Genomic DNA, 20,813 nt, shown 5'->3' with positions numbered 1-20,813 from the left:
AAAGCCCCGGCCGCGAGGACGAAGCACGGCGATGTAAGCACTGCAAGGAGCGAACGGAGTGAGCGACTGAAGCGCGCAGCGAGCCGCGCGAGTCCTCGCGGCCGGGGCTTTGAAGCTGTTTACCGTCGGTCTGTCGACTGTTTATAAACGATCGACCGGACCGGCGGTCCCGTCTCCGATCGAACTGTAGGCGAACTCTTCTACACACCGATCCGAACCCCAGACCGTCACGATTACCTTCGCCGGTTCGTTTGAACACGTAAACCCGTCTCGCCGGCCCCCACACCGACGAGCCCGATCTCACCATGCAACAGTACCTCGATCTCGTCGACGACACCCTGTCGACGGGCACCTACAAGCCGAACCGAACCGGCGTCGACACGATCGCGACGTTCAGCGGGCAGTACACCGTCGACCTCTCGGAGGGCTTCCCCCTCCTCACGACCAAGAAGATGGACGGCTACCGGTGGAACTCGCTGATCCACGAGGTGCTCTGGTACCTCTCCGGCGAGGAGCACATCCGGAACCTCCGCGAGGAGACCAAGATCTGGGACGCGTGGGCCGACGACGAGGGGCGTCTCGACACCGCTTACGGCCGGTTCTGGCGCCGCTTTCCCGTTCCGGACGGCGTCGACGCGCTCCCCGGCGAGTCGTGGCCGGCGGACGCGCACCGCTGGGTGACCGTTGAAGCGGGCCCCGACGGCGCCGAGCGCCGGACCTTCGACCAGATCCAGTACGTCCTCGACACCCTCGAAGAGAACCCGCAGTCCCGGCGGATGGTCGTGAACGCGTGGCATCCCGCCAACGCCGCCGTCTCGACGCTGCCGCCGTGTCACTACACCTTCGTCGTGAACGTACAGGACGGGCGGCTCAACCTCCACCTCACGCAGCGCTCGGGCGACATCGCGCTCGGGGTCCCGTTCAACATCGCCGCGTACGCCCTGCTGGCGAACGCGCTCGCGCAGCGGACGGGGTTCGAAGTGGGCGAGTTCGGCCACACCGTCGTCGACGCGCACGTCTACTGCGGGCGCGGCGAGCGCGGGAAGTGGTACGCGAACAACCTCAAATACGTCCAGGACCGGATCGAGGCGGTCGAGAGCAAGGCCGACTACCTCGACGTGAAGAGCTGGGTCGAGCGGACCGCCCCCGACGAGGCGGACGGCGAGGAGGGGTACGACCACGTCCCCGGCCTGCTCGAACAGCTCTCGCGGGAGCCGCGCGAGCGCCCCCGGATCGAGATCGCCGACGTGCCGCTCGACGAGCTCACGTACGCGGACATCGAGGTCGTCGACTACGACTCCGCGGACGGCATCTCGTTCGCGGTCGCGGAGTGATGGCCGGCGACGCGTCCGCCGGCGGCGACGCCGACGCAGCCGAGGCCGCCGCCGTCGACCTCGTCCTCGTCGCCGCGGTCGCCGAGAACGGCGTCATCGGCGACAGCGGCGGCATGCCGTGGCACTACCCGGCCGATCTGGCGCACTTCAAGCGGCTCACGACCGGGCATCCCGTGATCGTCGGCCGCGCGACCTACGAGAGCATCGCCGACCGGATCGGCGGCCCGCTCCCCGACCGCACCAGCGTCGTGTTGACGACCCGCGACCTCGACCTCCCCGAGGGCGCCGTCGTCGCGAGCGACACTGACGACGCGGTCGACCTCGCGGCCGCGGACGCCGCCGAGCGCGGCGTCGACGAGGCGTACGTCATCGGCGGCGCGACCGTCTACGAGCAGTTCCTCGACCGCGCTGACCGAATGGTGCTGACGGAGGTCCCCGGGCGACCCGACGGCGACACGCGCTTCCCGGACTGGGACGCCGCGGAGTGGTCGGAAACCGAGCGCGAGGTCGTTGCCTCCGAGGACGGGGACTCCGAGAGCGACGACGAGGCCGGCGGCGACGGCCACCTCGCGTTCGTCACCTACGAACGAATCGCCGACTGAAGGGGGCGACCCCGATCTCGCCGCCCGCTCGAGAATCATCGTGTGCCGATACGGTCTCAAATAAATCTCTTCTCTGTGCATCCGCCCAGCTACCACGGCGGTATTGTCTGAAACACCGGGATATATCGCAAACGGTGATCGTGATATCATTTTTGAGCACAGGCCATGTTATGTGTACTCATGTCACTGCCAGAAGCCGCGACCGAGCCCGAGCGCTGCCCGTTCTGCGGGTCGGACATCGCGTCCCTCGGCGCGGGATTCATGCGTCACGTCGAGAACGAGCCCCAGTGCCGCGACGCGTTCGACACCTGGCGCGACCGCGTCAGCGACGACATGCGGGGCGGCTGGGCGGGGTGAGGAGTACGTGCGGGGCGGCTGGGCGGGATGACGACGACACGACGCGGTCGCCGGGCCCCGAGGCAGGCCGGTCAGCTCCGCAGCGCTTCCACGGGACGCTCGTTCGCCGCCTTCCACGCGGGATACGCCCCGCTGACGAGCCCAACGCCGACGCCGAACACGAGCGCCAACAGGAGGTAGTAGCCGTTCGTCGGGTCGAGCACGAGCGCGGCGTCGACCGCGGGCGTCGCGGCCACGAGCCCGGCGACGAGCAGCACGGTCAGCAGTGTCCCCGCCGCCGCGCCCGCGGCACCGATGAGCCCGGCCTCCGCGAGCAGCACGCGCAACACGTCCCGGCGCGTCACGCCGACCGCGCGCATCACGCCGATCTCCTGTCGCCGCTCGACGGTGCTCATCAGCATGACGTTGAGGATCGACACCCCGGCGACCACCAGCGAGATGGCGCCGAGCCCGAGGAGGAAGGTGCTCAGGAGGTCGAAGAAGCCGTTGATCTCGTCGACGACCGCCGCCAGCTCGAACAGGTCGACGCGCTCCTCGCGGGCGTTCACCTCCTCGCGGATCGCGTCCGCGGCCGCTCGCGCGGTCTCCCCCGACTCGGCGACGATCAGCGCCTGCGCGTAGCCGTCGGCGGCGAACGCGGACTCCGGGAGGAAGACGGCGTCGTCGGGCGCGACCGGGCTGAACGTCTGGCTCTCGGCCAGCACGGCGACGACGCGGACCTGCGACCCCGCGATCCCGACGGTGTCGCCCGCGCCCACGCCGAGGTCCTCGGCGACGCCCGCGCCGACGATCGCGCCCTGCCGGTGGCGGTCCGGGAGCCTCCCTTCGGCGGCCTCGAACGCGAGCCCCGGCTCCTCCACGCCGTAGACGGTCGCGAAGGTCTGACCGCTCGCGCCCTCGACGACCGCGCTGTCGGAGTACAGCGGCACGACCGCCGGATCGCCGACCGCGGGATCGTCGACGGCGCGCCTGACGGCCGCCACGTCGGCCGCCGAGAGCGACTCGACGCCGGCGTCCGCGTTCGGCGAGACCACCACCTGCGTGCCGATGTCGCCGATGGCGTCGTCGGCGCCGAGCGCGAGCACGTTCCCGAAGATCCCCAGCGCCGCGACCGCGAGCACGCCGATGCAGACGCCGAGCACCGCGAGCACCGTCCGCACGCGGTTCCGTCGGAGGTTCCGGCCGGCCATCGCGACGGCGGGGCGCCAGCCGCGGAGCCGGCCGGCGACGCCGTCGCCCGTCATCGGTCACCCGGCGTGAGCGCCGACTCGGCGTCCCGGTCCGACTGGGGGCCGTCCGTCGCGTCCGATTCGGCGGGGACGCCGCCGATGAGCACCCCGTCCGTGAGCTCGACGACCCGGTCCGCGAACTCCTCGACGAGCGGGTCGTGCGTGACGGCGACCACGGCGACCCCCTCCGTCTTCACGCGCTCGAACTCGGCCAGAATCGACTCGCCGGTCTCCGTATCGAGGTTCCCCGTGGGCTCGTCCGCGAGCAGCACCGCCGGCTCGTTGATGAGCGCCCGGGCGATGGCGACCCGCTGTTTCTGCCCGCCGGACAGCTCCGACGGCTCGTGATCGAGCCGGTCGCCGAGCCCGAACCGGCCGAGCAGGTCGGCGGCGCGGTCGCTCGCGTCGCCCGGGTCGAACGCGGTCGGGAGCGCGACGTTCTCGACCGCGGTCAGCGTCGGCAAGAGGTGGAAGTCCTGGAAGACGAACCCGATCGATTCCTTGCGCGCCGCGGTGCGCTCGGCGACCGTGAGCTCGGTCACGTCGGTCCCGTCGAGCAGGCGCCACCCCTCGGTGGGGTCGTCGAGCAGTCCGAGCACGTTGAGCAGCGTCGACTTCCCGGAGCCGCTGGGACCGACGACCGCGACGAACTCCCCCGGCTCGACCGCGAAGTCCACGTCGTCGAGCGCCACCACCGGCTCGGCCCCCCCGCCCGGATACCGCTTGGTCACGCCGCGGAGTTCGACGCTATACATCGCGGCGACGGATCACGCTCCCGGCGACGGCGACCCCGGCGCCGCCGACGACCCCGATAACTCCGAGGGCTCCGAGCGTTCCGACGGCGCCTCCGCTTCCCTCCCCGCCGTCGCCCGCATCTGGGAGCGCCACCGTCGCGGTCTCGGTGTACCGAACTCCGCGTTCGGTGTACGCGATCCGGATCGGGAGCTCGTTCGCCACGGAGACGTTCGCCGCGGTCCGCAGGTCGAAGGCGACGAAGTCGCCCGCGCCGACGCTGCCGACGAAGTACTCTCTCCCGGCCGGCGTCGGCTCGACCCCGTCGGCGCCGGCGACCGAGACGACGACCCCCTCCAGCTCGCCGGTGCCCGCGTTGCCGAGGTTGGCGTCCACGATCACCCGCCCGTCGGGGGTCGTCTCGACGGTCGCGTCGGTGACGGTCGGATCCCCCTCTCGGGGCGGGTACCGCAGCGTCGAGGACGCGGTCCGGTTCGCGCCGGCACCCGCCTGCGCGTCGGGCCGAGACCGGAACGCGGCCGTGACCGTCACGTCAGAGCGCTCGCCGAGAGGGCCGAGGTCGATCACCACCTGCCGCTCCTCGCCGGGGGCGACGTCCTCGACGACGAAGGGGCCGGCGTCGACGGCGGGCTCCGTCTCGCTCCCCTCGTCGTTCGCCCCGACCGGCGTGCCGACCGCGGTCAGGCTCACGCGGTCGGCGGTCGACGTTCCCGTGTTGACGACGGTCACGGCGACCGGCGAGTCCGCCGCCCGCACCGACTCGGTCGCGTCGCCCTCGTCCGTCTGGAGCCCGCCGCCACCGCCGCCGAAGACGCCTTCGAGGCCGCCGACGTTGATCCCGCCGGCGCTCTGTTCGTCGTCGTCGCTCTGGAGGTCCTCCGGCGAGAGTGCCCGCGTACGCACGTCGAGCGCGACCTCGGCCGGCTGCACGTCGACGATCGCGTCGCGGGTCACCGTGACGGTCCCGCCGTCGTCGTCGCCGCCCGTCGACTCCTGCTCGGCGACGACCTCGACCGTGAGCCGGTGTTCGCCGGGGTCGTCGAAGCGGGTCCACAGGACCACGTCGGTCGCGTCACCCGCCGAGAGCGCCCCGACCGCGGTCGCCTCGTCGCGAGGGTCGTCGTCGTCCTCATCGCCCGCGTCGAGGAGGCGGACGCTCGTCACGTCGGCCGCCGCCGGGCTCCCGCCGGAGTTCGAGACCGTCACGTTCAGCGCCGTCCGCTCCCCGACGGCGGGCCCGCTCGAGCTCACGTCGACCCCGTCGATCGCGATCCGGGCGTCGGGCACCGCCGCGGCCGCGCTGGCGGCCCCGAGGAGCGTCAGGAGGGCCAGCAGCGCGGCTGTGGTTCTCGTGGATGTCAATGTCACCCCTGTTAGGAGGCCACGCGACATATATCCGTCGTAGGCGGGGGTGTCGCGGCGAGCGCGTCGCCCGCCCGACGTGGACGTATAGGGTGCCGGGTCCCGGTCCGCCTGTACCGGTTACGGATGCTTTTTCAACCGTCCGGCGTAAGAAGGGGTAATGAGCCAGTGCGACACCGCGAGAGCGGGTGATCGACGATGATGGGCGGTAACGACCAGCAGGCGTACGACCGCGGCACGTCGCTGTTCTCGCCGGACGGCCGGATCTATCAGGTCGAGTACGCCCGCGAGGCGGTCTCGCGGGGCGCACCGAGCGTCGGCGTCCGGACGGGCGACGGCGTCGTCTTCGTCGCGATGTCCCGCGCGTCCTCGACGCTGATGGAGGCCGAGAGCATCGAGAAGCTCCACAAGCTCGACGACCACCTCGGCACCGCGAGCGCCGGCCACGTCGCCGACGCCCGCCAGCTGATCGACCTCGCGCGCCGCCAGTCGCAGGGGAACCGCCTGCGCTACGGCGAGCCGGTCGGCGTCGAGACGCTGACGAAGTTCGTCACCGATCACATCCAGGAGAACACCCAGCGCGGCGGCACGCGCCCGTACGGCGCCGCGCTCCTCATCGGCGGCATCGACGACGGCGAGCCGCGCCTGTTCGCCGCCGACCCCTCCGGGACCCCCAACGAGTGGAAGGCGACCGTCATCGGCGGCGGCCGCTCCGACATTCAGGGCCACCTCGAGGAGGAGTGGACCGAGGGGCTCTCGCTCGACGCGGGCGTCGAACTCGGCGTCGCCGCCCTCGCGGCCCACGACGACGAGTTCGAGCCGGCCGACCTGGCCGTCGCCACCGTCACCGAGGCCGACGGCTACCAGACCCTCTCCGTCGAGGAGATCGCCGAGGCGTTCGACGCGGCCGGCCTGACGACCGAGGACGACGAGGGCGACGAGGCGGACGACGCCGACGACGAGGAGTAGTTCGCCCCCGGTCTTTCGTCCCCGATTTCGTCGTTCTGCCGTCCGTCTTCTCTCTCTACGCCGTCCGTCTTCTCGTTTTAGGTCGTTCCCCTCGTCCAGAGTCTTTTGTCACCGCCCGCCGAACCACGGGTATGGCACGCATTGCGGACCTCGTCGCGTACCCGCTGAAGTCGAACGACGGCGCCGCTGTCGATCGCGCCGACCTCGGGCCGAACGGCGCCCTCCGCGGCGACCGAACGTACGCGCTCGTCGAAGCCGGCGTCGACCCGCACGCGGCCTCGGTCGGCGGCGACGGCGGGTACGTCAACGGGAAGGCCGAGCCGGCGGTCCACGGGCTCTCGGCGAGCTACGAGCTCGCCGGCCCGACCGACGCGACGCCGACCGCGGTCACCCTCTCGCGGCCGGCGCGTCCCGAGACGGGGGCCGACGCGGAGACGCGCACCTTCGCGCTTCCCGCGGACGGCGAGGCGCTGGAGGCGTGGGTGGGGGCGTACCTCGGCTACCCGGTCGACCTCGTCCGCGAACCGGACGGGGGGCTCCCCGACGACCGGGCCGCGCCGGGGCCGACGGTCGTCTCGCGGGCGACGCTGGAGACGGTCGCCTCGTGGTTCGACGAGGTCGCCGACGCCACGGAGATGCGGCGACGGCTCCGACCGAACCTCGTGCTCGACGACTGCCCGGCGTTCTGGGAGGACCGGCTGTTCGCCGACCACGGGGAGGCGGTCCGCGTCTCGGTCGGCGGGACCGATCTGCTCGGTGTCAACCCCTGCCAGCGCTGCGTCGTCCCCTCACGGCACCCGGACACGGGCGAGCCGATCGACGGGTTTCGCGAGACGTTCCTCCGGAAGCGCCGCGAGACGCGTCCGACGTGGACCGAGAGCGACCGGTTCGACCACGACTTCCGCCTGATGGTCAACACGGTCGTCCCCGAGAACGAGTGGGGCTCGACGCTCGCGGTCGGCGATCCGGTCGAGATCGAGGGCGTCGAGCCGGTACCGGTCGACGAGAACTGAGAGCGGCTGAAAAAACGGGCCGGACGGGGTCGGTCCCCACTCCCTGTTGACGGTTACCGGCCGCCGTCGGTCATCGCGACCGGATCCCCGTCCGCGAGTTCGCCGTCGGCTTCGGGATCGGGCGCGCCCGCGACCGGCCCCGCGGATCCGTGCCCCTCGGCCGCCGGGTCCGCGGCGCCGAAGTGGGTCCAGAGGGTGGCGCCCACGACCGCGTAGGCGACGAGGTCGTAGTGGACCGTCCCGTCAAATCCGGTGAACGCGGCGGCGGTGCTGTAGGCGAACAGCGCCGTGACGCTCCCGACGAACAGCGCGTCGGTCGTGAGCCGCCCCTCGGCGAGCTCGCTGGCCGCCCGGCGGATGAACGGGCCGCAGGCGACGAGGAACGCGATCCCCGACAGCGAGCCGAGGTTGACGAAGAAGTGCGTCGCCATCTGCGAGTCGAGGAGCGACTGGAGGTACGAGACGGTGACGGGGTCGTAGAACAGCCACTCGATCCGCGTCGGGTACAGCACCGCGATGTACGGCGTCGCGACCATCAGCCCGAACAGCACGGCGACGGCGACGCGGGCCGACGCGAACTGCGACGCCCGGCGCGCCTCGAACGCGCGGTTCGCGGAGTCGACGACGAGCCCGCACGACTCCAACGTCTCTTGGAGGTCGTCCCGCTCCACCGACGGAGCGTGGTGGACGCCGACGGTGCCGTTCCGCGCGGTCGCCGACGCGGCGCTCACGCCGTCGTGGTCGCGGAGGACGGCCTCCAGCAGGGCTTCCCGGCGCTTCGTGTCGATCCCGTCCACGGAGAAGGTGTCGTGGACGTGCGGTTCGGGCACTCGAGCGACCCGTGGCCCCGAGCCGGGATCGGACGCGTCGATCCCCCGATCGTGGACCACGGCGTCGAGCCGCGTCGACCGCCCGTGGTGGTCGTCTGCCATGTGAACTACCTACACGTGTACGGGCATGAAACTTCCCCTGTTCGCGGGCGAAGCGGCTCCGCTGTTCGCGGGCGAAGCGCGAATTTGGGGTGGGCCGGTTACGAGTTGACCGACTCCATGTACGAGGTGACGATCATCTGTCCCTTCCGGGTGAGCGCGGCGCCAGCGTCGCCGTCGACGACGAGGTTCTCGTCGCGGAGCGTTTCGAGGACCATCTCCGTCTGCGTGACATCGCCGGTGATCACGTCGGCGATGTTCGCCTCGCCGCCGGCGGAGTAGATCGACACGAGGATCTCCAGCTGTTCCTCCGTCGGGTCGAACGCCTTCACGTCCTCCATCACCTCGTCGTACTCCAGTTTGATGTACCGGCCGAGCACGTTCAGGATCCGCTTGTCGGGGACGGTCGCGATCGAGGTGACGGTCTGGGTGTCCGGAACGTGGCGGAACACGAGCGCGGGGCGCTTTTTGCCGGCGATCGTGCGGTTGGTCCGCTCGTAGTCGATGACGCTGGAGAGCTCGACCGCGAACGGGTCGGGGCAGTCGTCGAAGCCGATCGCGCCCGGCGAGAGCCGGATCGACGCGGTGTGGTCCGAGGCGTCCGTGACGCGGCCGCCGAGCTTCGCCGGGTGGCGAACCGTGACCGTCACGCCGCGCAACAGGGCCTTGAACAGCACCCGGATGAACCGCTCCATGTCGTCCGGCTCGCCCTCGACGAGGGCCGTGCGCCTGTTGCCGCCCTCCTCGTAGGCAAGGGTGACGCTGTCGCTGAAGAACGACTGGAGATCGCCGGGGACGGTGCCGACGACGACGTCGAACACCTTCGAGAGGGGGACGGTCGTCTTCGCGCCGTCGGTGGCGAGCACGAGCCGCCGCTGGCTCAGGAGGACACGGCCCGAAACGGGTTCGTCGCTTCCGAGGTCGGAGGTGTGGACGCGACCGACGAAGTCGGCGACGACGGACTCTTCCATCGGACACTGCTTGCGACCCTCCGGTATTTACTGTTACTCCTGACGTATCAGTCGTGATAACGCTCCAACACGTGCAGAACGAACGTGTTCGGACCCTCTGGGGGGTCGATCTCGCGAGAAAAACGCAGAACAGCAAAGCCTAATGAGGTGGGCATCAAACCGGGAGTTGATGCCCACAGTAGAATACCTCAACTACGAAGTGCTCGACGACCACGGCTGGTCGATGGACGACGACAACCTGTTCGAGGAGGCGGCCGACGCCGACCTCGACGAGGAGGACTACGGTTCCCTGGAAGTGAATCAGGGCGAGTACATCCTCGAGTCCGCCGAGGCGCAGGGCTACGACTGGCCCTTCTCGTGCCGCGCCGGCGCCTGCGCGAACTGCGCCTCCATCGTCAAGGAGGGCGACATCGAGATGGACATGCAGCAGATCCTCTCCGACGAGGAGGTCGAAGAGAAGAACGTCCGCCTGACCTGCATCGGTAGCCCGGCGACGGACGAGGTCAAGATCGTCTACAACGCGAAACACCTCGACTACCTGCAGAACCGCGTCATCTAACGCCGCACCGACCACGCCGCGGTCGCACTCACAGACGGTGTTCGATGTGGGTCACCCCCATCGGTGCCACCGTTTTTTCGACGGACCCGCTTCGACGAGCGACGGCTTTCCTCCGAACGTCTCCGTCCTACCAGGCCGACCACGCCGTCAGACTCTCGTCGCGGGCGTACACCCGCTTGCAGTCCTTGGCGTAGGCGAAGTCGCCCTCGTGGTCGAGCTTCTCGTGGCGGTACTCGGGGGCGTCGGCGCGGATCTGGACGCCCTCGACGACGAACTCCTCCTCGCCGAACACCTCGGTCTCGCCGACGGTGAACTCGTAGTCGCCGGGCACGTTCACCTGCAGCGAACGCGTCTGGTCGGCGTTCCCGTCCTTCGGGTGGAGCGTCACCGGGACGGAGACGTTGTCGACCGCGCGGGTCCACAGCGTCTCGACCTCCTCGATGTCGGCCTCCTCGACGCGCTGTTCGGGGCCGACCTCGATCCCGGTCACCCGGACCTGCATCAGGGCGTCCGGGGAGTCGACGACGAACTCCTCGCCCGTGGCGACGTAGGTGTCCGCGGGCACGTCCATCTCGGTCGAGAACGACTCGCCGTCCTGTGAGACGACGACGGTCAGGCCGACCGTCTCTTCCTCGGGGATCTCGGCTTTGTGCGTGTGGTCGCACTCGGTACAGCGGACGGTCGCCTGTCCGCCGGGGCGCAACACTTCGTGGACGGTCTCCTCGCCCGACGAACACGACGGGCAGACGAGGCCGACTCGGTCTCCTGTGTCGGTCATTACGGCGTCGTATCCGTCGCTCGCGTAAATATCCGCCCCTGTGACCGCGGTGCGGCACACGCTCGCGTGGGGCTCGGTGGGCCGCCGCGCCGCGAGGCCCGCCCAGACGCGGGAGAGTAAGGAAACTGGTTTATCGGTGTCTGGGGTACGGTCGCCCATGATCGTACCCGGATCCAGCTCACAGCAGCTCGCGGCCGCGCTCGCCGAGGAGACGGGGCGGCCGCTGGCGACCCCGACATACGACCGGTTCCCGGACGGCGAGGGGCTCGCCGCGGTGCCCGACTTCGCGGGCGACGAGGCCACGATCGTCGCCGCGACCGACGCCGACGCGGCGTGGGTCGAACTGCTCCAGCTCCAGGACGCCGTCCGCGAGGCCGGCGCCGAGCGCGTGACGACCGTGATCCCGTACATGGGATACGCGCGACAGGACGAGTCGTTCGGGGACGGCGAGCCCGTCTCGGCGCGAGCGATGGCCCGAGCGATCTCGACCGGGACCGACCGCGTCGTGCTCGTCAACCCCCACGAGGCCGGCGTCGCGGAGTTCTACGACGTTCCCGTGGAGACGGTCGACGCCGCGAGCGTGCTCGCGGAGCCCCTGCCGGCCGCCCTCGACGACCCCCTCTTCCTCGCGCCCGACGAGGGCGCGGTCGGCATCGCGGAGACGGTTCGGGACGCGTACGGCGCCGGCGACACCGACTACTTCGAGAAGCACCGCGACCGCGAGACGGGCGCGGTCGCGGTGTCGCCCTCCGACGCCTCCGTCGAGGGCCGGGACGTGGTCGTCGTGGACGACATCGTCGCCACCGGGTCGACGATGAGCGAGTCGGTCGCCGTGCTCAACGACCGCGGCGCGGCGCGGGTGCTCGCGGCCTGCGTCCACCCCATGCTCGCGGCCAACGCCGTGACGAAGCTCCGCGGCGCCGGCGTCGACCGCATCGTCGGCAGCGACACGCTCGAACGCGGCTGTAGCGTCGTCAGCGTCGCGCCCGTCCTCGCCGACGCGCTCGAGTAGCGCTACTCGATCGCTCGGATCACCCGCGCCGGATTTCCGCCGACGACGACGCGGTCCGGCACGTCCTCGGTGACGACCGCGCCCGAAGCGATCACCGCGCCGTCGCCGACCGTCACGCCCGGATTGAGCACCGCGCGGCCCCCGATCCACACGTCGTCGCCGACGGTCACCGGCTCGGCGCGCTCGCGACCTGTCGCGCGCTCATCGGGGTCGATCGGATGGATCGGCGTGTAGACGTGGACGCCCGGTCCGAGCAGACATCGGTCGCCGAACGAGATCGGGTTGGTGTCGAGGAACACGCAGCCGTAGTTGGCGAAGAAGCCGTCCCCGACCGCGACGTTGTAGCCGTAGTCGCAGCGGAACGGGGGCTCGACGGTGGGGTCGTCGCCGACCGCATCAAACAGCTCTCGCAGGAGCGCCTCGCGGTGCGCCGACTCCGCCACGGTGGTCTCGTTGTACCGCCGGGCGAGGTCGCGGGCGCGCTCCCGGTCGGCGACTAGTTCGGGCGCGTTCGGATCGTAGCGCTCCCCGGCGAGCATCCGCTCCGTCTCGGTGGGCATACCCGACTGAACGCGCCCCGTCAAATAGCCGTTTCCGTCGGGTGGCCGGACCGGATCAGATCGCCGTCACCCACGCCCGGTAGTCGTCGTCGAGCCCGTACACCTCGCGGAACGCCCGATCGATGAACCCCGCCACGCGGTTCGCGTCGGACCGGGCGGTGACGACGGCGTTGGTCCCCTCGGCCTCCTCCGGACTCACCAGTTCGTCGATCCGGAACTCCGGGAACTCCCCGAGCAGGTCCTTCAGCCGGTCCAGCTCCCCGTCGGTGCAGTCCAGGACGAGCTCCGTCCCCGCGAGCTGGATCCACGGCGGCACCTCGCCGTCCCCCGTGGTGTCGCTGTCGGGGTCGACGTCGACGGTCATCACGTCGCTCGACCGGGCGCGATGGGCGGCCGCCGCGTCCGCGAACAGCTTCAGCCGGTCCGCCTCGGTCGCGGCGTCGAATCTGGTCATATCCACACGTCCGCTCCGCCGCCTCTTAAAAAGCCGTCTCACACGCCTCGCCCGGTGTTTCGGATTCGCCGCGGCCCGGAAGAGCTACTCCCGCTTCGTCTCCGCCAGCACGTCCTCGGCGACCGACAGGGTCCGCTCCGCCTCGCGCACCCGGTCGTGGATGACGCCGCGCTCGAGGAGGTCGAGCTCCGAGCCGTCGAGCGCGTCGCGCACCGCGGCCGCGCGCCGGAGCCGCTCGTACTCCTCGTCGCGGGCGAGCTCGCGGATCGACCGGAGCGTCGCCACCGTCTCGTCGCCCGCGACCCGCGAGACGAGGGGGATCAGCTCGTCGATCTCGTAGGCCAGCTCGTCGCCCCCCGCCGGCGGCCAGTCGAGCGTCAGCGGCTCGGCGTCGAGCCGCTCGATGTAGGTGCGGTGGACCGCGACCGCGGTCCGGAGGGCGCCGGGGTCGTCGACGTAGTGCTCCAGCTTCGAGTTCGAGTAGTCGGCGTACTCCAACAGCGTCGGCAGCGGCTCCTCGCCCGCGTCGTACTCCGCCACGTACTCGCGCAGGTCGGTCGGCGGCACGTCCGCGTCGACGAACGGCGTGCCGTCGGCGCGGTCGAGGAAGGCGAACAGCTCTCGGGCCGACGCCGCCTTGTAGAACTCCTCGAAGGCCTCGCGGACCGCGTCGTTGTACGCCTCGATCGGCTCGCGGAGCCGGTCCACGTCGGCGTCGAGGTCGGCGTCGGCCATGTCGGCGACCTCGCGCAGCTCGTCGAGCCGGGCGTCGAGCGCCTTCCGCGCCTCCCGCGCCGCCTTGCGCGCGGCCCGATACTCGTCGAGGGCCTCGTCGCGGGCGGCGAGCAGGTCGACGTACTCCCCCGCCGGCTCCAGCGCCTCGCGGGCGGCGGCGAAGTCGGACTCGGAGAGCCGGCGCTTGTCGACCGCCTCGTCCGCGGCGGCGAACGCGTCGGCCGCGAGCGCGCCGTCGTCCGCGTCGACCGCCTCGCCGAACTCGCCCCGGAACTGGACGTACGAGCCGAAGTCGCCGGTGCCGACCGCGTCCTCCTCGTACTGGTCGAGCACGCGGTGCGCCCGCCGGTACGCGTCGGCGGCGGTCTCGATCCGGTCCCGGCCGAGGTCGGCGATCCGCTCTTCGATCCGGGTGAGCTCGTCGTAGCGCTCGCGCAGCGTCGCGGCCGCCTCGCCCGCCTCGCGGACGGGATCGCTCTCGTCACCCGCCGTCATCAGTACACCTCGTCCGGGTCGAAGACGCGCTCGCCGACGTGCTCGCCGTCGATGGTTCGATGGAAACAGGAGCGGTGACCCGTGTGACACGCCCCCACGTTCTGATCGACGAGGTACAGCAGGGTGTCGGCGTCGCAGTCGACTCGGACCTCGCGGACCTCCTGCGTGTGTCCGGAGGAGCCGCCCTTGTGCCACAGCTCGTCGCGCGACCGCGAGTAGTAGTGCGCCTCGCCCGTCTCGCGGGTCCGGTCGAGGGCCTCCGGCGAGACGTACGCGAGCATCAGCACCTCGCCCGACTCGGCGTCCTGCGCGATCGCCGGGACCAGCCCGTCGTCGCCGAAGTCGACCTCGATCGCCTCCTCTCCCGCGTCGGCGTCGGTCATGTCTCGCCGGACGCGTGGGGCTCGAATAGGCCTTTTGTCTATCTTCACGCCGCGGGCGGGGTCGACGAGGGCGGCGGCGAGAGGCTCACTCCCGACGCAACACCAGCGCGTCGCCGTCGGCGTACGCGTCGGCGCGCCGGTCGACGACCTCGAACCCCGTCCCCTCGTACAGCGACAGCGCGGCGTCGTTGTCGGGGTGCGCCTGGAGCGTCACGGGCCCGGTCGCGTCGTCGATGACCGCCGAGAGCAACCCGCGGGCGCGTCCCTCCCGGCGGTAGTCGGGAGCGACGGCGAGTTCGGTGAGGTGGACTCCGGGCTGGTTCGGCGCGTCGACCGGGAGGAGGTAGCCGACCGCCCGCCCGTCGGCGACGCTGACGAGGGCCGACCCGACCGCGAGCCCGTACTCCAGCAGCTCCGGGTTCGGCTGTCGGAGGTGGGTCTGTAGCTCGCGGATCCGGTCGGCGTCGGCCGGCCGCGCGGCGCGGACTCTGGGGTCGGGGGCGGGACCGTCGGTGGCGCGCTGGTCCTCGGACGACTCCCCCGTCATCTCACGCGCCCACCCCGAGGGCGACGCCGGCGGCGACGGCGACGATCGCTCCCGACAGCGTCGCGAGGAAGTTCACCGCTTGGTTCCCGACCCGCTCGCCCTCGATCAGCGCCCCGAGGAGGCTGTCGACGGTCATCCCCGCGACGCCCGCGAGGGCGACGATCCCCCCGCCGGCGACCGCGTCGCCGATCGGCATTCCGAACGCGGCGAGGCCGGCGACGAAGAGCGCGCCGCCGACCCCGGCCAGCTCGCCCTGCCACGTCACCGCGCCGTCGGTCCCCGGCTCGACGCGGCGCAGGGTCGTCACCAGCCGGGGGCCGTCGAACAGCCCGCCGATCTCGGACGAGAGGGTGTCGGCCATCGCGGTCGCGGTCGCGCCCGCGAACGCGAAGCCGAAGAGCGCGCCCGGCACGCCGACGTGGGCGGTCGCCGCGTAGCCGACGACGGCGACGAGCGCGACCGCGGAGTTCGCCAGCACGTTCCCGGTGCCGCGGGCGCCCTCGTTCTCCTGCGCGACGCCCCGGTTCGCCTTCTCGTCGAAGCGGTACTTCGAGGCCAGTCCCCCGATCGCATAAAACGAGATGAGCGTGGCGAACCAGCCGACGCCGCCGAGGACGACGGCCAACAGCGCGGACAACACGCCCGTCAACATCCCGGGGACGGAGGCCGTTCCGAGCGCGAACGAGACGTAGCCGAGCGCGCCGGTCACCGCCAGGCCGAAGGCGACGAGCGGGACGGTGACCGTCGGGTCCACCGCGACGAACCCCCAGACGGCGAACGCGACGAGAATGACCGTGATGTGCGCGTCCCGGTCGAACACGAGCGACCTGACGAGCGCCGCCGTGAGCGCCGCCACGGCCCCGAGGAAGACGATCGCGGGGAGCCCGCCGACGAGGACCGACCCGTCGATCTGGAGCAGCACGCCGATCTGTCCGGCGATGGCGCCGACGGTGCCGCCGGCGACGTACCCTGCCACGAGGGAGAACTCCTCGGTCGAGCGGCCGGCGACGACCGCCCGGCTGAGCCGCCCGCATCCCACCGCGAGCGTCGCCGCGGCGAACGCCTCGTACGGGAGCGGCGCGCGGGGGAGCGACGCGAACAGCGCGAGGCCGGCGGCCGCGAGCGCGAACGCGACGAAACCGTAGAGGCGTTCTTCCTCCCGATCGCCCGGCAACGCGAGCGTCTCGAACCACTCGCCGTCGCGGACCCGGAAGAAGGCGAGGCCGGCGGCCGCGAGGAACGGCACGGCGGCGGCGTCGCCGAGCGCCGGCGCGAGGACGGCGACCGCGGCCACCACGGCGAAGACACTCGCCCGTCGAAGCCTCCGTATCACACCCTCGAATACCCGCGACGCGCACTTAACGGTCCCGACAGCGCCCCGCCGCCGTCGGCGGACGCTCGCCCGGTCAACGCGCCCCGGCGTTCAGTATCGGTACTCGTTGAACTGCACCGCGTGCCCCTCGATCACGCGAACGGCCCGCTCCGGGTCTTCCTCGTCGTCGACCGCCTCGTCCTCGTGTGAGTTACCCTCTCCCATGCTCCGACGGAAGTTGGTCATCGGTATAACTGTTATCCGCACGGCGGAAGTGGTCGACGCGCCGGGAGCGCCACCGGGATCGACGCCGCAACGCACCGCTTGCGTCCGCAGCGACGCGCCCGCGTTCAGTCGAGGATCCGGTCGATGCCGCCGAAGTCGTCGATCACGTAGTCCGGCGAGACGTTCGCGTCGGCGACCATTGCCTCGTCGGTGACGCCGGACAGCACGAGGACAGTGGTCATCCCGGCGCGTTCGCCGAGCGCGATGTCGGTGTTGAGTCGGTCGCCGACGACGAGACACTCCTCCGTGGGAGCCTGCAGCCGCTCGCGGACCATCTCGATCGCCGTGTCCGAGGGTTTCCCGAGGACCGCGTCCGGCTCGCGCTCGGCGACGCCGGCGATCGCGTTGATCACCGCTCCGGACCCCGGCACGTCGCGGTCGGGGGCCGGGATGACCACGTCGGGGTCGGTGCCGATGAAGGGGATGTCTCGCTCCAGCGCCCACAGCGCCGTACAGAGGTCCTCGTAGCCGAACTCGCGGTCGATCGAGGCCACGAGCGCGTCCGCGGCGTCGACGTCGTCGGTCGTCGAGAGCCCGGACGCCTCGAACTGTTCGAGCAACCCCCGATCGCCGATACACAACAGCTCGTCGTCCGCGTGCCGCTCGCGCAGGTACCGCGTGGTCACGCTCCCGGCGGTGAACACCTGGTCCGCGTCGATCTCGTACCCCGCGGCGCCGAGTCGGTCGACGTACGCCGGCGGGGCTTTCGTCGGGTTGTTCGAGACGAACAGCGTCTCGACCCCGGCCTCGCGGAGCCGCCGGTAGCCCGCCGGCGCGCCCGGGATCGGATCGTCGCCTCGCACCACCGTGCCGTCCACGTCGAGGACGGCGCCGCTGAACTTCATGGGCGCATTCGGAACGCCACGGTGGTAGGGGTTGCGCCGTTCCCTCGTCTCCCGCCCGCCATTCACCGCACCCGGCCGCCGCGGCAAACGCCGTTTCACATCTGGTACCAGTTTCACCTTCGGGATAACGGAAGCGTAAAGCGGGGCCGTTCCCAATCCACGTTCACTGTGACGACGACTCAGGTGACCCTGGTCCAGATCGATAACTACGGGCCGTGGACGGTGACGCCGGAGCCCCGCAGAGAGATGGATCTCCAGGCACTCCAGTCGCGACTCTTCGCGGACATCGCCCAGTTCATGGGTCCACGAGACGCCTACGTCTTCTCCACCCGCTACGACAACATGATCGCCGTGACGAACGGCCTCGACGGCGCGGCCCACGCGGCGCTACAGGAGTCGATCGGGAACCGCTATCCCGTGAGCGTCAGCCTCGGGACCGGGGTCGCCGAGCGACCGATCGACGCCTTGGAGTCGGCGAACCGCCTGCTCCAGACGGAGGGGAGCGCACAGGACGAGGGTCGGACCGAGGTGCTCGCCGGCGACTACCTCACCGAGACCACTCCCTCCGACCTCCAGATCGGCCACTTCGACGTGGTGAACGTGACCGGGAAGTACACCGACCGCCTCAACGAGTTCGACACGTTCCTCAACGTCGAGCGTGCCTACAGCTCGCTGACGCGGTACCTCCGCGAGGAGCACGGCGCCCTGTCGTTTTTCGTCGGCGGCGACAACATCGTCGCCGTCTGTCCGGACCTCCCGGAGCGCGCGTTCGCCGACGCGGTCGCTCACGTCGAAGCCGACGCCGACATCGAACTGCAGGTCGGCGTCGGTCGCGGCGCCTCCCCTCACGAGGCGGGCTTCGCGGCCAAACACGCCCTCGAAGCCTGCCGCGCCGGCGGCACCAGCGTCGAACTCTCCGGCGCGTCGATTCTCGGCGACTGATCACCGCGCCTACCGTCGTCCCCGCGTCCGCGTCCGCTGTCTCCTCTCCGGTCGCCACCGCCTCTGTACCGCGTGCTTCGAGGGCCTCCCGAATCGCGCAGTCGTTATCTAATCCGATAATTTGACTGTGGCGTTTTTATATGGCCGCTCGCAACTCTCGGGCAACATGTCCGATGACACAGTGTTCGTCTGCACCGCGGACGACTGCGACGAAGGGCCGTGGGAGGGCTCCCACGACGCGATGGCGCACTGCGCCGAGCACCCGGACCACGGCTACACGGGACGCCCCCGCAAGGAGACCGACGACGTCATTCCCGCGACGGCGACGCGGAAGCGCGACAACCGCAACCTCCAGCACAAGGGCCACCCGAAGGGCGCGCTCGCGCAGGACGACTGACCGCGTTTGCGGCCGAACCGACCGCGAGACGCGCGTTCGCGGCTGAGGCCGGCTGCCGGCGCTCGGCGTCGCGCGCCCCCGCAGCGACTGATTCCCTCCCGGCGTCCTCCGGTTCTCTCGCTATTCAGGGCTCCTCGAAGAGTCCGAGATCCTCGGCGACGAGGTCCGCGAGCTGGTCTTTGAGCGCGGGGTCGACCTCCGCGATCTCCTCGCCGTCGTGTTTCCCGTCGTTGTGCTTGGTGAGCGCGTCCGCCACGTCGGAGAGCGGAACGCTGGTCTCCGTCTCGCACTCGGTGCACACGATCGGGACGGACGGTTCGTCGGTTGACATTGTCCGAGTAGTCGCGGGTGGCCCGTATAGGCCTTCGGGACGGGAGCGGGCGAGGGCCCCGTCCCCGGCGGGATCTCGCCCCGGTGTCGACGAGTCCCAGCGACTGAGGCGACTCGCAAACCCCTAAGTCCCGGCGACCCAAGTCGGCGTATGGTCGAGGCACCACAGACCGAGGAGGGGTGGTTCGCGCTGCACGACTTCCGGTCCATCGACTGGGACGCGTGGCGCGCTGCCCCCGAGCGAGAGCGGGAACGGGCGATCGAGGAGGGGGCGGCCTTCCTGAAACACCGAGAGCTGGTCGCCGACGCCGACGAGGGCGACTCCGGCCTGTTCTCCGTGCTCGGCCACAAGGCCGACCTGCTGTTCGTCCACTTCCGTCCCGCGCTCGACGACCTGTCGTCGATCGAGCGCCGGTTCGAGGACACGGCGCTCGCGGAGTTCACGGAGCGGACGACCTCCTACGTCTCCGTCACCGAGGTCTCCGGCTACGTCTCCGACGAGTACTTCGAGGACCCCGAGTCGGTCGACACGGGACTCAGACGGTACATCGAGGGGAAGCTGACGCCGGAGATCCCCGACGACGAGTACATCTGCTTCTACCCGATGAGCAAGCGCCGCGGCGAGGAGTACAACTGGTACGACCTCTCCTTCGAGGACCGCGCCGACCTCATGGCCGACCACGGCGACGTCGGCAGGGAGTACGCCGGGAAGATCAAGCAGGTGATCGCCTCCTCCGTCGGCTTCGAGGACCACGAGTGGGGCGTCACCCTGTTCGGCTCGGACCCGACGGACATCAAGGACATCGTCTACGAGATGCGGTTCGATCCCGCCTCCGCGCGGTACGGCGAGTTCGGTGATTTCTACATCGGTCGCCGGTTCCCGCCCGCGGACCTGGGCGCGTACCTCGCCGGCGAGACGGTGCCCACGGGCGACGGCGACGAGGGGCATCACGGCGAGGGGCACCGCGACGCGGGCGGCCACGGCGGCGAGGGTGGTCACGGAGGCGGAGACCATCACGGCGAGGCCGGCCACGGCGGCTCCGCGCACGGCGATCACCCCCACAGCGAGGGCGACGCGAGCGGGGAGGGCGACCACCCGCACGGGGGCGACGGGGACGACGACGCCTCGGACGCCGACATCCGCGGCGAGCTCGCGGACCTCGACATCTACGCCGGCAAACCCAGCGGCGAGGACGTGTACGCGACCGTCCTCTACAGCGAGGCCGACGTGGACGAGCTGTTCGACGAGGTCGAGGGGCTCCGCGGCAACTTCGACCACTACGGCACCCACGTGAAGACGGCGGTGTACGAGGGCCGTGCGACCGACCGCGCCGCCGTCGTCTCCATCTGGGACACGGCCTCCGCCGCCGAGACGGCGGCCGGCTTCCTCTCGGAGCTCCCGGAGATCGTCGCCCGCGCCGGCGAGGAGTCCGGGTTCGGGACGATGGGGATGTTCTACACCGTCAAGCCGGAGCATCAGGGGGACTTCACCGACACGTTCGACGACGTGGGCGAAATTCTCGCGGAGATGGACGGCCACGTCGAGACCGACCTGATGATGAACGTCGAAGACGAGAACGACATGTTCATCGCGAGCCAGTGGCACGCGAAGGAGGACGCGATGGCCTTCTTCGGCTCCGACGAGTTCCGCGAGACGGTC

General features: G+C 70.8%; 24 protein-coding genes. 10 read left to right on the top strand and 14 right to left on the bottom strand.

Features of this window, described 5'->3' with window-relative positions:
• Window positions 1-305: 305 nt before the first annotated feature.
• The 3 genes from thyA to DJ69_RS18430 all read left to right on the top strand — a co-directional run bounded on the left by thyA (window position 306) and on the right by DJ69_RS18430 (window position 2,293).
• Window positions 306-1,334: a thymidylate synthase gene (gene thyA / locus DJ69_RS11605; RefSeq protein ID WP_099255757.1), complete on the top strand. Its 1,029-nt coding sequence runs from the start codon at window positions 306-308 to the stop codon at window positions 1,332-1,334.
• Entirely contained in the window at window positions 1,334-1,936 is a 603-nt protein-coding gene (locus DJ69_RS11600; RefSeq protein WP_099255756.1) for a dihydrofolate reductase, read from the top strand. Before thyA ends, DJ69_RS11600 begins: the two co-directional genes overlap by 1 nt.
• A gap of 180 nt (window positions 1,937-2,116) precedes the next feature.
• Window positions 2,117-2,293: a DUF7501 family protein gene (locus DJ69_RS18430; RefSeq protein WP_180271803.1), complete on the top strand. Its 177-nt coding sequence runs from the start codon at window positions 2,117-2,119 to the stop codon at window positions 2,291-2,293.
• Between the two features lie 71 nt (window positions 2,294-2,364).
• On the opposite strand, the gene DJ69_RS11595 is transcribed toward DJ69_RS18430, so the two are convergent.
• From DJ69_RS11595 to DJ69_RS11585, 3 genes are read right to left on the bottom strand one after another with little or no spacing between them, the layout of a single operon-like run.
• On the bottom strand, window positions 2,365-3,537 hold the full coding sequence (locus DJ69_RS11595) for an ABC transporter permease (protein ID WP_099255755.1): 1,173 nt from the start codon (window positions 3,535-3,537) through the stop codon (window positions 2,365-2,367).
• The gene (locus tag DJ69_RS11590) at window positions 3,534-4,277 is read right to left on the bottom strand and encodes an ABC transporter ATP-binding protein (RefSeq protein WP_099255754.1); all 744 of its coding nucleotides are present in this window, start codon (window positions 4,275-4,277) and stop codon (window positions 3,534-3,536) included. Before DJ69_RS11590 ends, DJ69_RS11595 begins: the two co-directional genes overlap by 4 nt.
• On the bottom strand, window positions 4,270-5,667 hold the full coding sequence (locus tag DJ69_RS11585) for a COG1361 family protein (RefSeq protein WP_099255753.1): 1,398 nt from the start codon (window positions 5,665-5,667) through the stop codon (window positions 4,270-4,272). Before DJ69_RS11585 ends, DJ69_RS11590 begins: the two co-directional genes overlap by 8 nt.
• Before the next feature lie 168 nt (window positions 5,668-5,835).
• On the opposite strand from DJ69_RS11585, the gene DJ69_RS11580 reads away from it, so the two are divergent.
• Window positions 5,836-6,606, top strand: a complete 771-nt coding sequence (locus DJ69_RS11580) for an archaeal proteasome endopeptidase complex subunit alpha (protein WP_180271802.1) — start codon at window positions 5,836-5,838, stop codon at window positions 6,604-6,606.
• 131 nt (window positions 6,607-6,737) lie between these two features.
• Window positions 6,738-7,619, top strand: coding sequence for an MOSC domain-containing protein (locus DJ69_RS11575; protein ID WP_099255751.1), 882 nt, complete (start codon window positions 6,738-6,740; stop codon window positions 7,617-7,619).
• Between the two features lie 53 nt (window positions 7,620-7,672).
• Here DJ69_RS11575 and DJ69_RS11570 read toward each other — a convergent pair whose 3' ends face one another.
• Both DJ69_RS11570 and DJ69_RS11565 read right to left on the bottom strand, forming a co-directional pair.
• Window positions 7,673-8,551: a hypothetical protein gene (locus tag DJ69_RS11570; RefSeq protein ID WP_099255750.1), complete on the bottom strand. Its 879-nt coding sequence runs from the start codon at window positions 8,549-8,551 to the stop codon at window positions 7,673-7,675.
• 98 nt (window positions 8,552-8,649) lie between these two features.
• Window positions 8,650-9,519: a CheF family chemotaxis protein gene (locus DJ69_RS11565; protein WP_099255749.1), complete on the bottom strand. Its 870-nt coding sequence runs from the start codon at window positions 9,517-9,519 to the stop codon at window positions 8,650-8,652.
• 169 nt (window positions 9,520-9,688) lie between these two features.
• Between DJ69_RS11565 and fer the strand changes: the two genes are divergently transcribed.
• Entirely contained in the window at window positions 9,689-10,078 is a 390-nt protein-coding gene (fer, locus tag DJ69_RS11560) for a ferredoxin Fer (RefSeq protein WP_099255748.1), read from the top strand.
• Window positions 10,079-10,205: 127 nt separating this feature from the next.
• On the opposite strand, the gene DJ69_RS11555 is transcribed toward fer, so the two are convergent.
• Window positions 10,206-10,856, bottom strand: coding sequence for an HVO_0476 family zinc finger protein (locus DJ69_RS11555; protein WP_099255747.1), 651 nt, complete (start codon window positions 10,854-10,856; stop codon window positions 10,206-10,208).
• Window positions 10,857-11,013: 157 nt separating this feature from the next.
• Between DJ69_RS11555 and prs the strand changes: the two genes are divergently transcribed.
• Window positions 11,014-11,868 (top strand): ribose-phosphate diphosphokinase, encoded by an 855-nt coding sequence (prs, locus tag DJ69_RS11550; RefSeq protein ID WP_099255746.1) that lies wholly within the window; start codon window positions 11,014-11,016, stop codon window positions 11,866-11,868.
• Window positions 11,869-11,870: 2 nt separating this feature from the next.
• Here prs and DJ69_RS11545 read toward each other — a convergent pair whose 3' ends face one another.
• The 7 genes from DJ69_RS11545 to DJ69_RS11515 all read right to left on the bottom strand — a co-directional run bounded on the left by DJ69_RS11545 (window position 11,871) and on the right by DJ69_RS11515 (window position 17,484).
• Window positions 11,871-12,428: a sugar O-acetyltransferase gene (locus tag DJ69_RS11545; protein ID WP_099255745.1), complete on the bottom strand. Its 558-nt coding sequence runs from the start codon at window positions 12,426-12,428 to the stop codon at window positions 11,871-11,873.
• A gap of 55 nt (window positions 12,429-12,483) precedes the next feature.
• On the bottom strand, window positions 12,484-12,882 hold the full coding sequence (locus DJ69_RS11540; RefSeq protein ID WP_099255744.1) for a hypothetical protein: 399 nt from the start codon (window positions 12,880-12,882) through the stop codon (window positions 12,484-12,486).
• A gap of 84 nt (window positions 12,883-12,966) precedes the next feature.
• Window positions 12,967-14,112 (bottom strand): DUF7118 family protein, encoded by a 1,146-nt coding sequence (locus DJ69_RS11535; RefSeq protein WP_099255743.1) that lies wholly within the window; start codon window positions 14,110-14,112, stop codon window positions 12,967-12,969.
• Window positions 14,112-14,495 (bottom strand): phosphoribosyl-AMP cyclohydrolase, encoded by a 384-nt coding sequence (hisI, locus tag DJ69_RS11530; RefSeq protein WP_099255742.1) that lies wholly within the window; start codon window positions 14,493-14,495, stop codon window positions 14,112-14,114. Before hisI ends, DJ69_RS11535 begins: the two co-directional genes overlap by 1 nt.
• 85 nt (window positions 14,496-14,580) lie before the next feature.
• A complete protein-coding gene (locus DJ69_RS11525; protein ID WP_099255741.1) occupies window positions 14,581-15,042 on the bottom strand; it encodes a GNAT family N-acetyltransferase in 462 nt (153 codons plus the stop codon).
• A 1-nt stretch (window position 15,043) separates the two neighbouring features.
• Complete coding sequence (locus tag DJ69_RS11520; protein WP_180271801.1) at window positions 15,044-16,375, bottom strand: DUF92 domain-containing protein; 1,332 nt, start codon at window positions 16,373-16,375, stop codon at window positions 15,044-15,046.
• A 329-nt stretch (window positions 16,376-16,704) separates the two neighbouring features.
• Window positions 16,705-17,484: an HAD-IIA family hydrolase gene (locus DJ69_RS11515; RefSeq protein WP_099255740.1), complete on the bottom strand. Its 780-nt coding sequence runs from the start codon at window positions 17,482-17,484 to the stop codon at window positions 16,705-16,707.
• 168 nt (window positions 17,485-17,652) lie between these two features.
• Between DJ69_RS11515 and DJ69_RS11510 the strand changes: the two genes are divergently transcribed.
• Both DJ69_RS11510 and DJ69_RS11505 read left to right on the top strand, forming a co-directional pair.
• Window positions 17,653-18,426 carry a GTP cyclohydrolase III gene (locus DJ69_RS11510; RefSeq protein ID WP_099255739.1) on the top strand — a complete coding sequence of 258 codons (774 nt, stop codon included), beginning with the start codon at window positions 17,653-17,655 and terminating at the stop codon, window positions 18,424-18,426.
• Between the two features lie 166 nt (window positions 18,427-18,592).
• The gene (locus DJ69_RS11505; RefSeq protein ID WP_099255738.1) at window positions 18,593-18,823 is read left to right on the top strand and encodes a hypothetical protein; all 231 of its coding nucleotides are present in this window, start codon (window positions 18,593-18,595) and stop codon (window positions 18,821-18,823) included.
• A 124-nt stretch (window positions 18,824-18,947) separates the two neighbouring features.
• Here the strand turns inward: DJ69_RS11505 and DJ69_RS11500 are convergent, their stop codons facing one another.
• The gene (locus DJ69_RS11500; protein WP_099255737.1) at window positions 18,948-19,154 is read right to left on the bottom strand and encodes a hypothetical protein; all 207 of its coding nucleotides are present in this window, start codon (window positions 19,152-19,154) and stop codon (window positions 18,948-18,950) included.
• 150 nt (window positions 19,155-19,304) lie between these two features.
• Between DJ69_RS11500 and DJ69_RS11495 the strand changes: the two genes are divergently transcribed.
• The coding region (locus tag DJ69_RS11495; RefSeq protein WP_099255736.1) for a heme-binding protein at window positions 19,305-20,813 on the top strand (1,509 nt) is incomplete at its 3' end.

The organism is Halorubrum persicum (assembly GCF_002727125.1).
In the GTDB taxonomy this organism is placed as follows: Archaea; Halobacteriota; Halobacteria; order Halobacteriales; family Haloferacaceae; genus Halorubrum; species Halorubrum persicum.
Note: the sequence above shows the minus strand (reverse complement) of the source record. Positions and strands in the feature narration are given on the sequence as shown.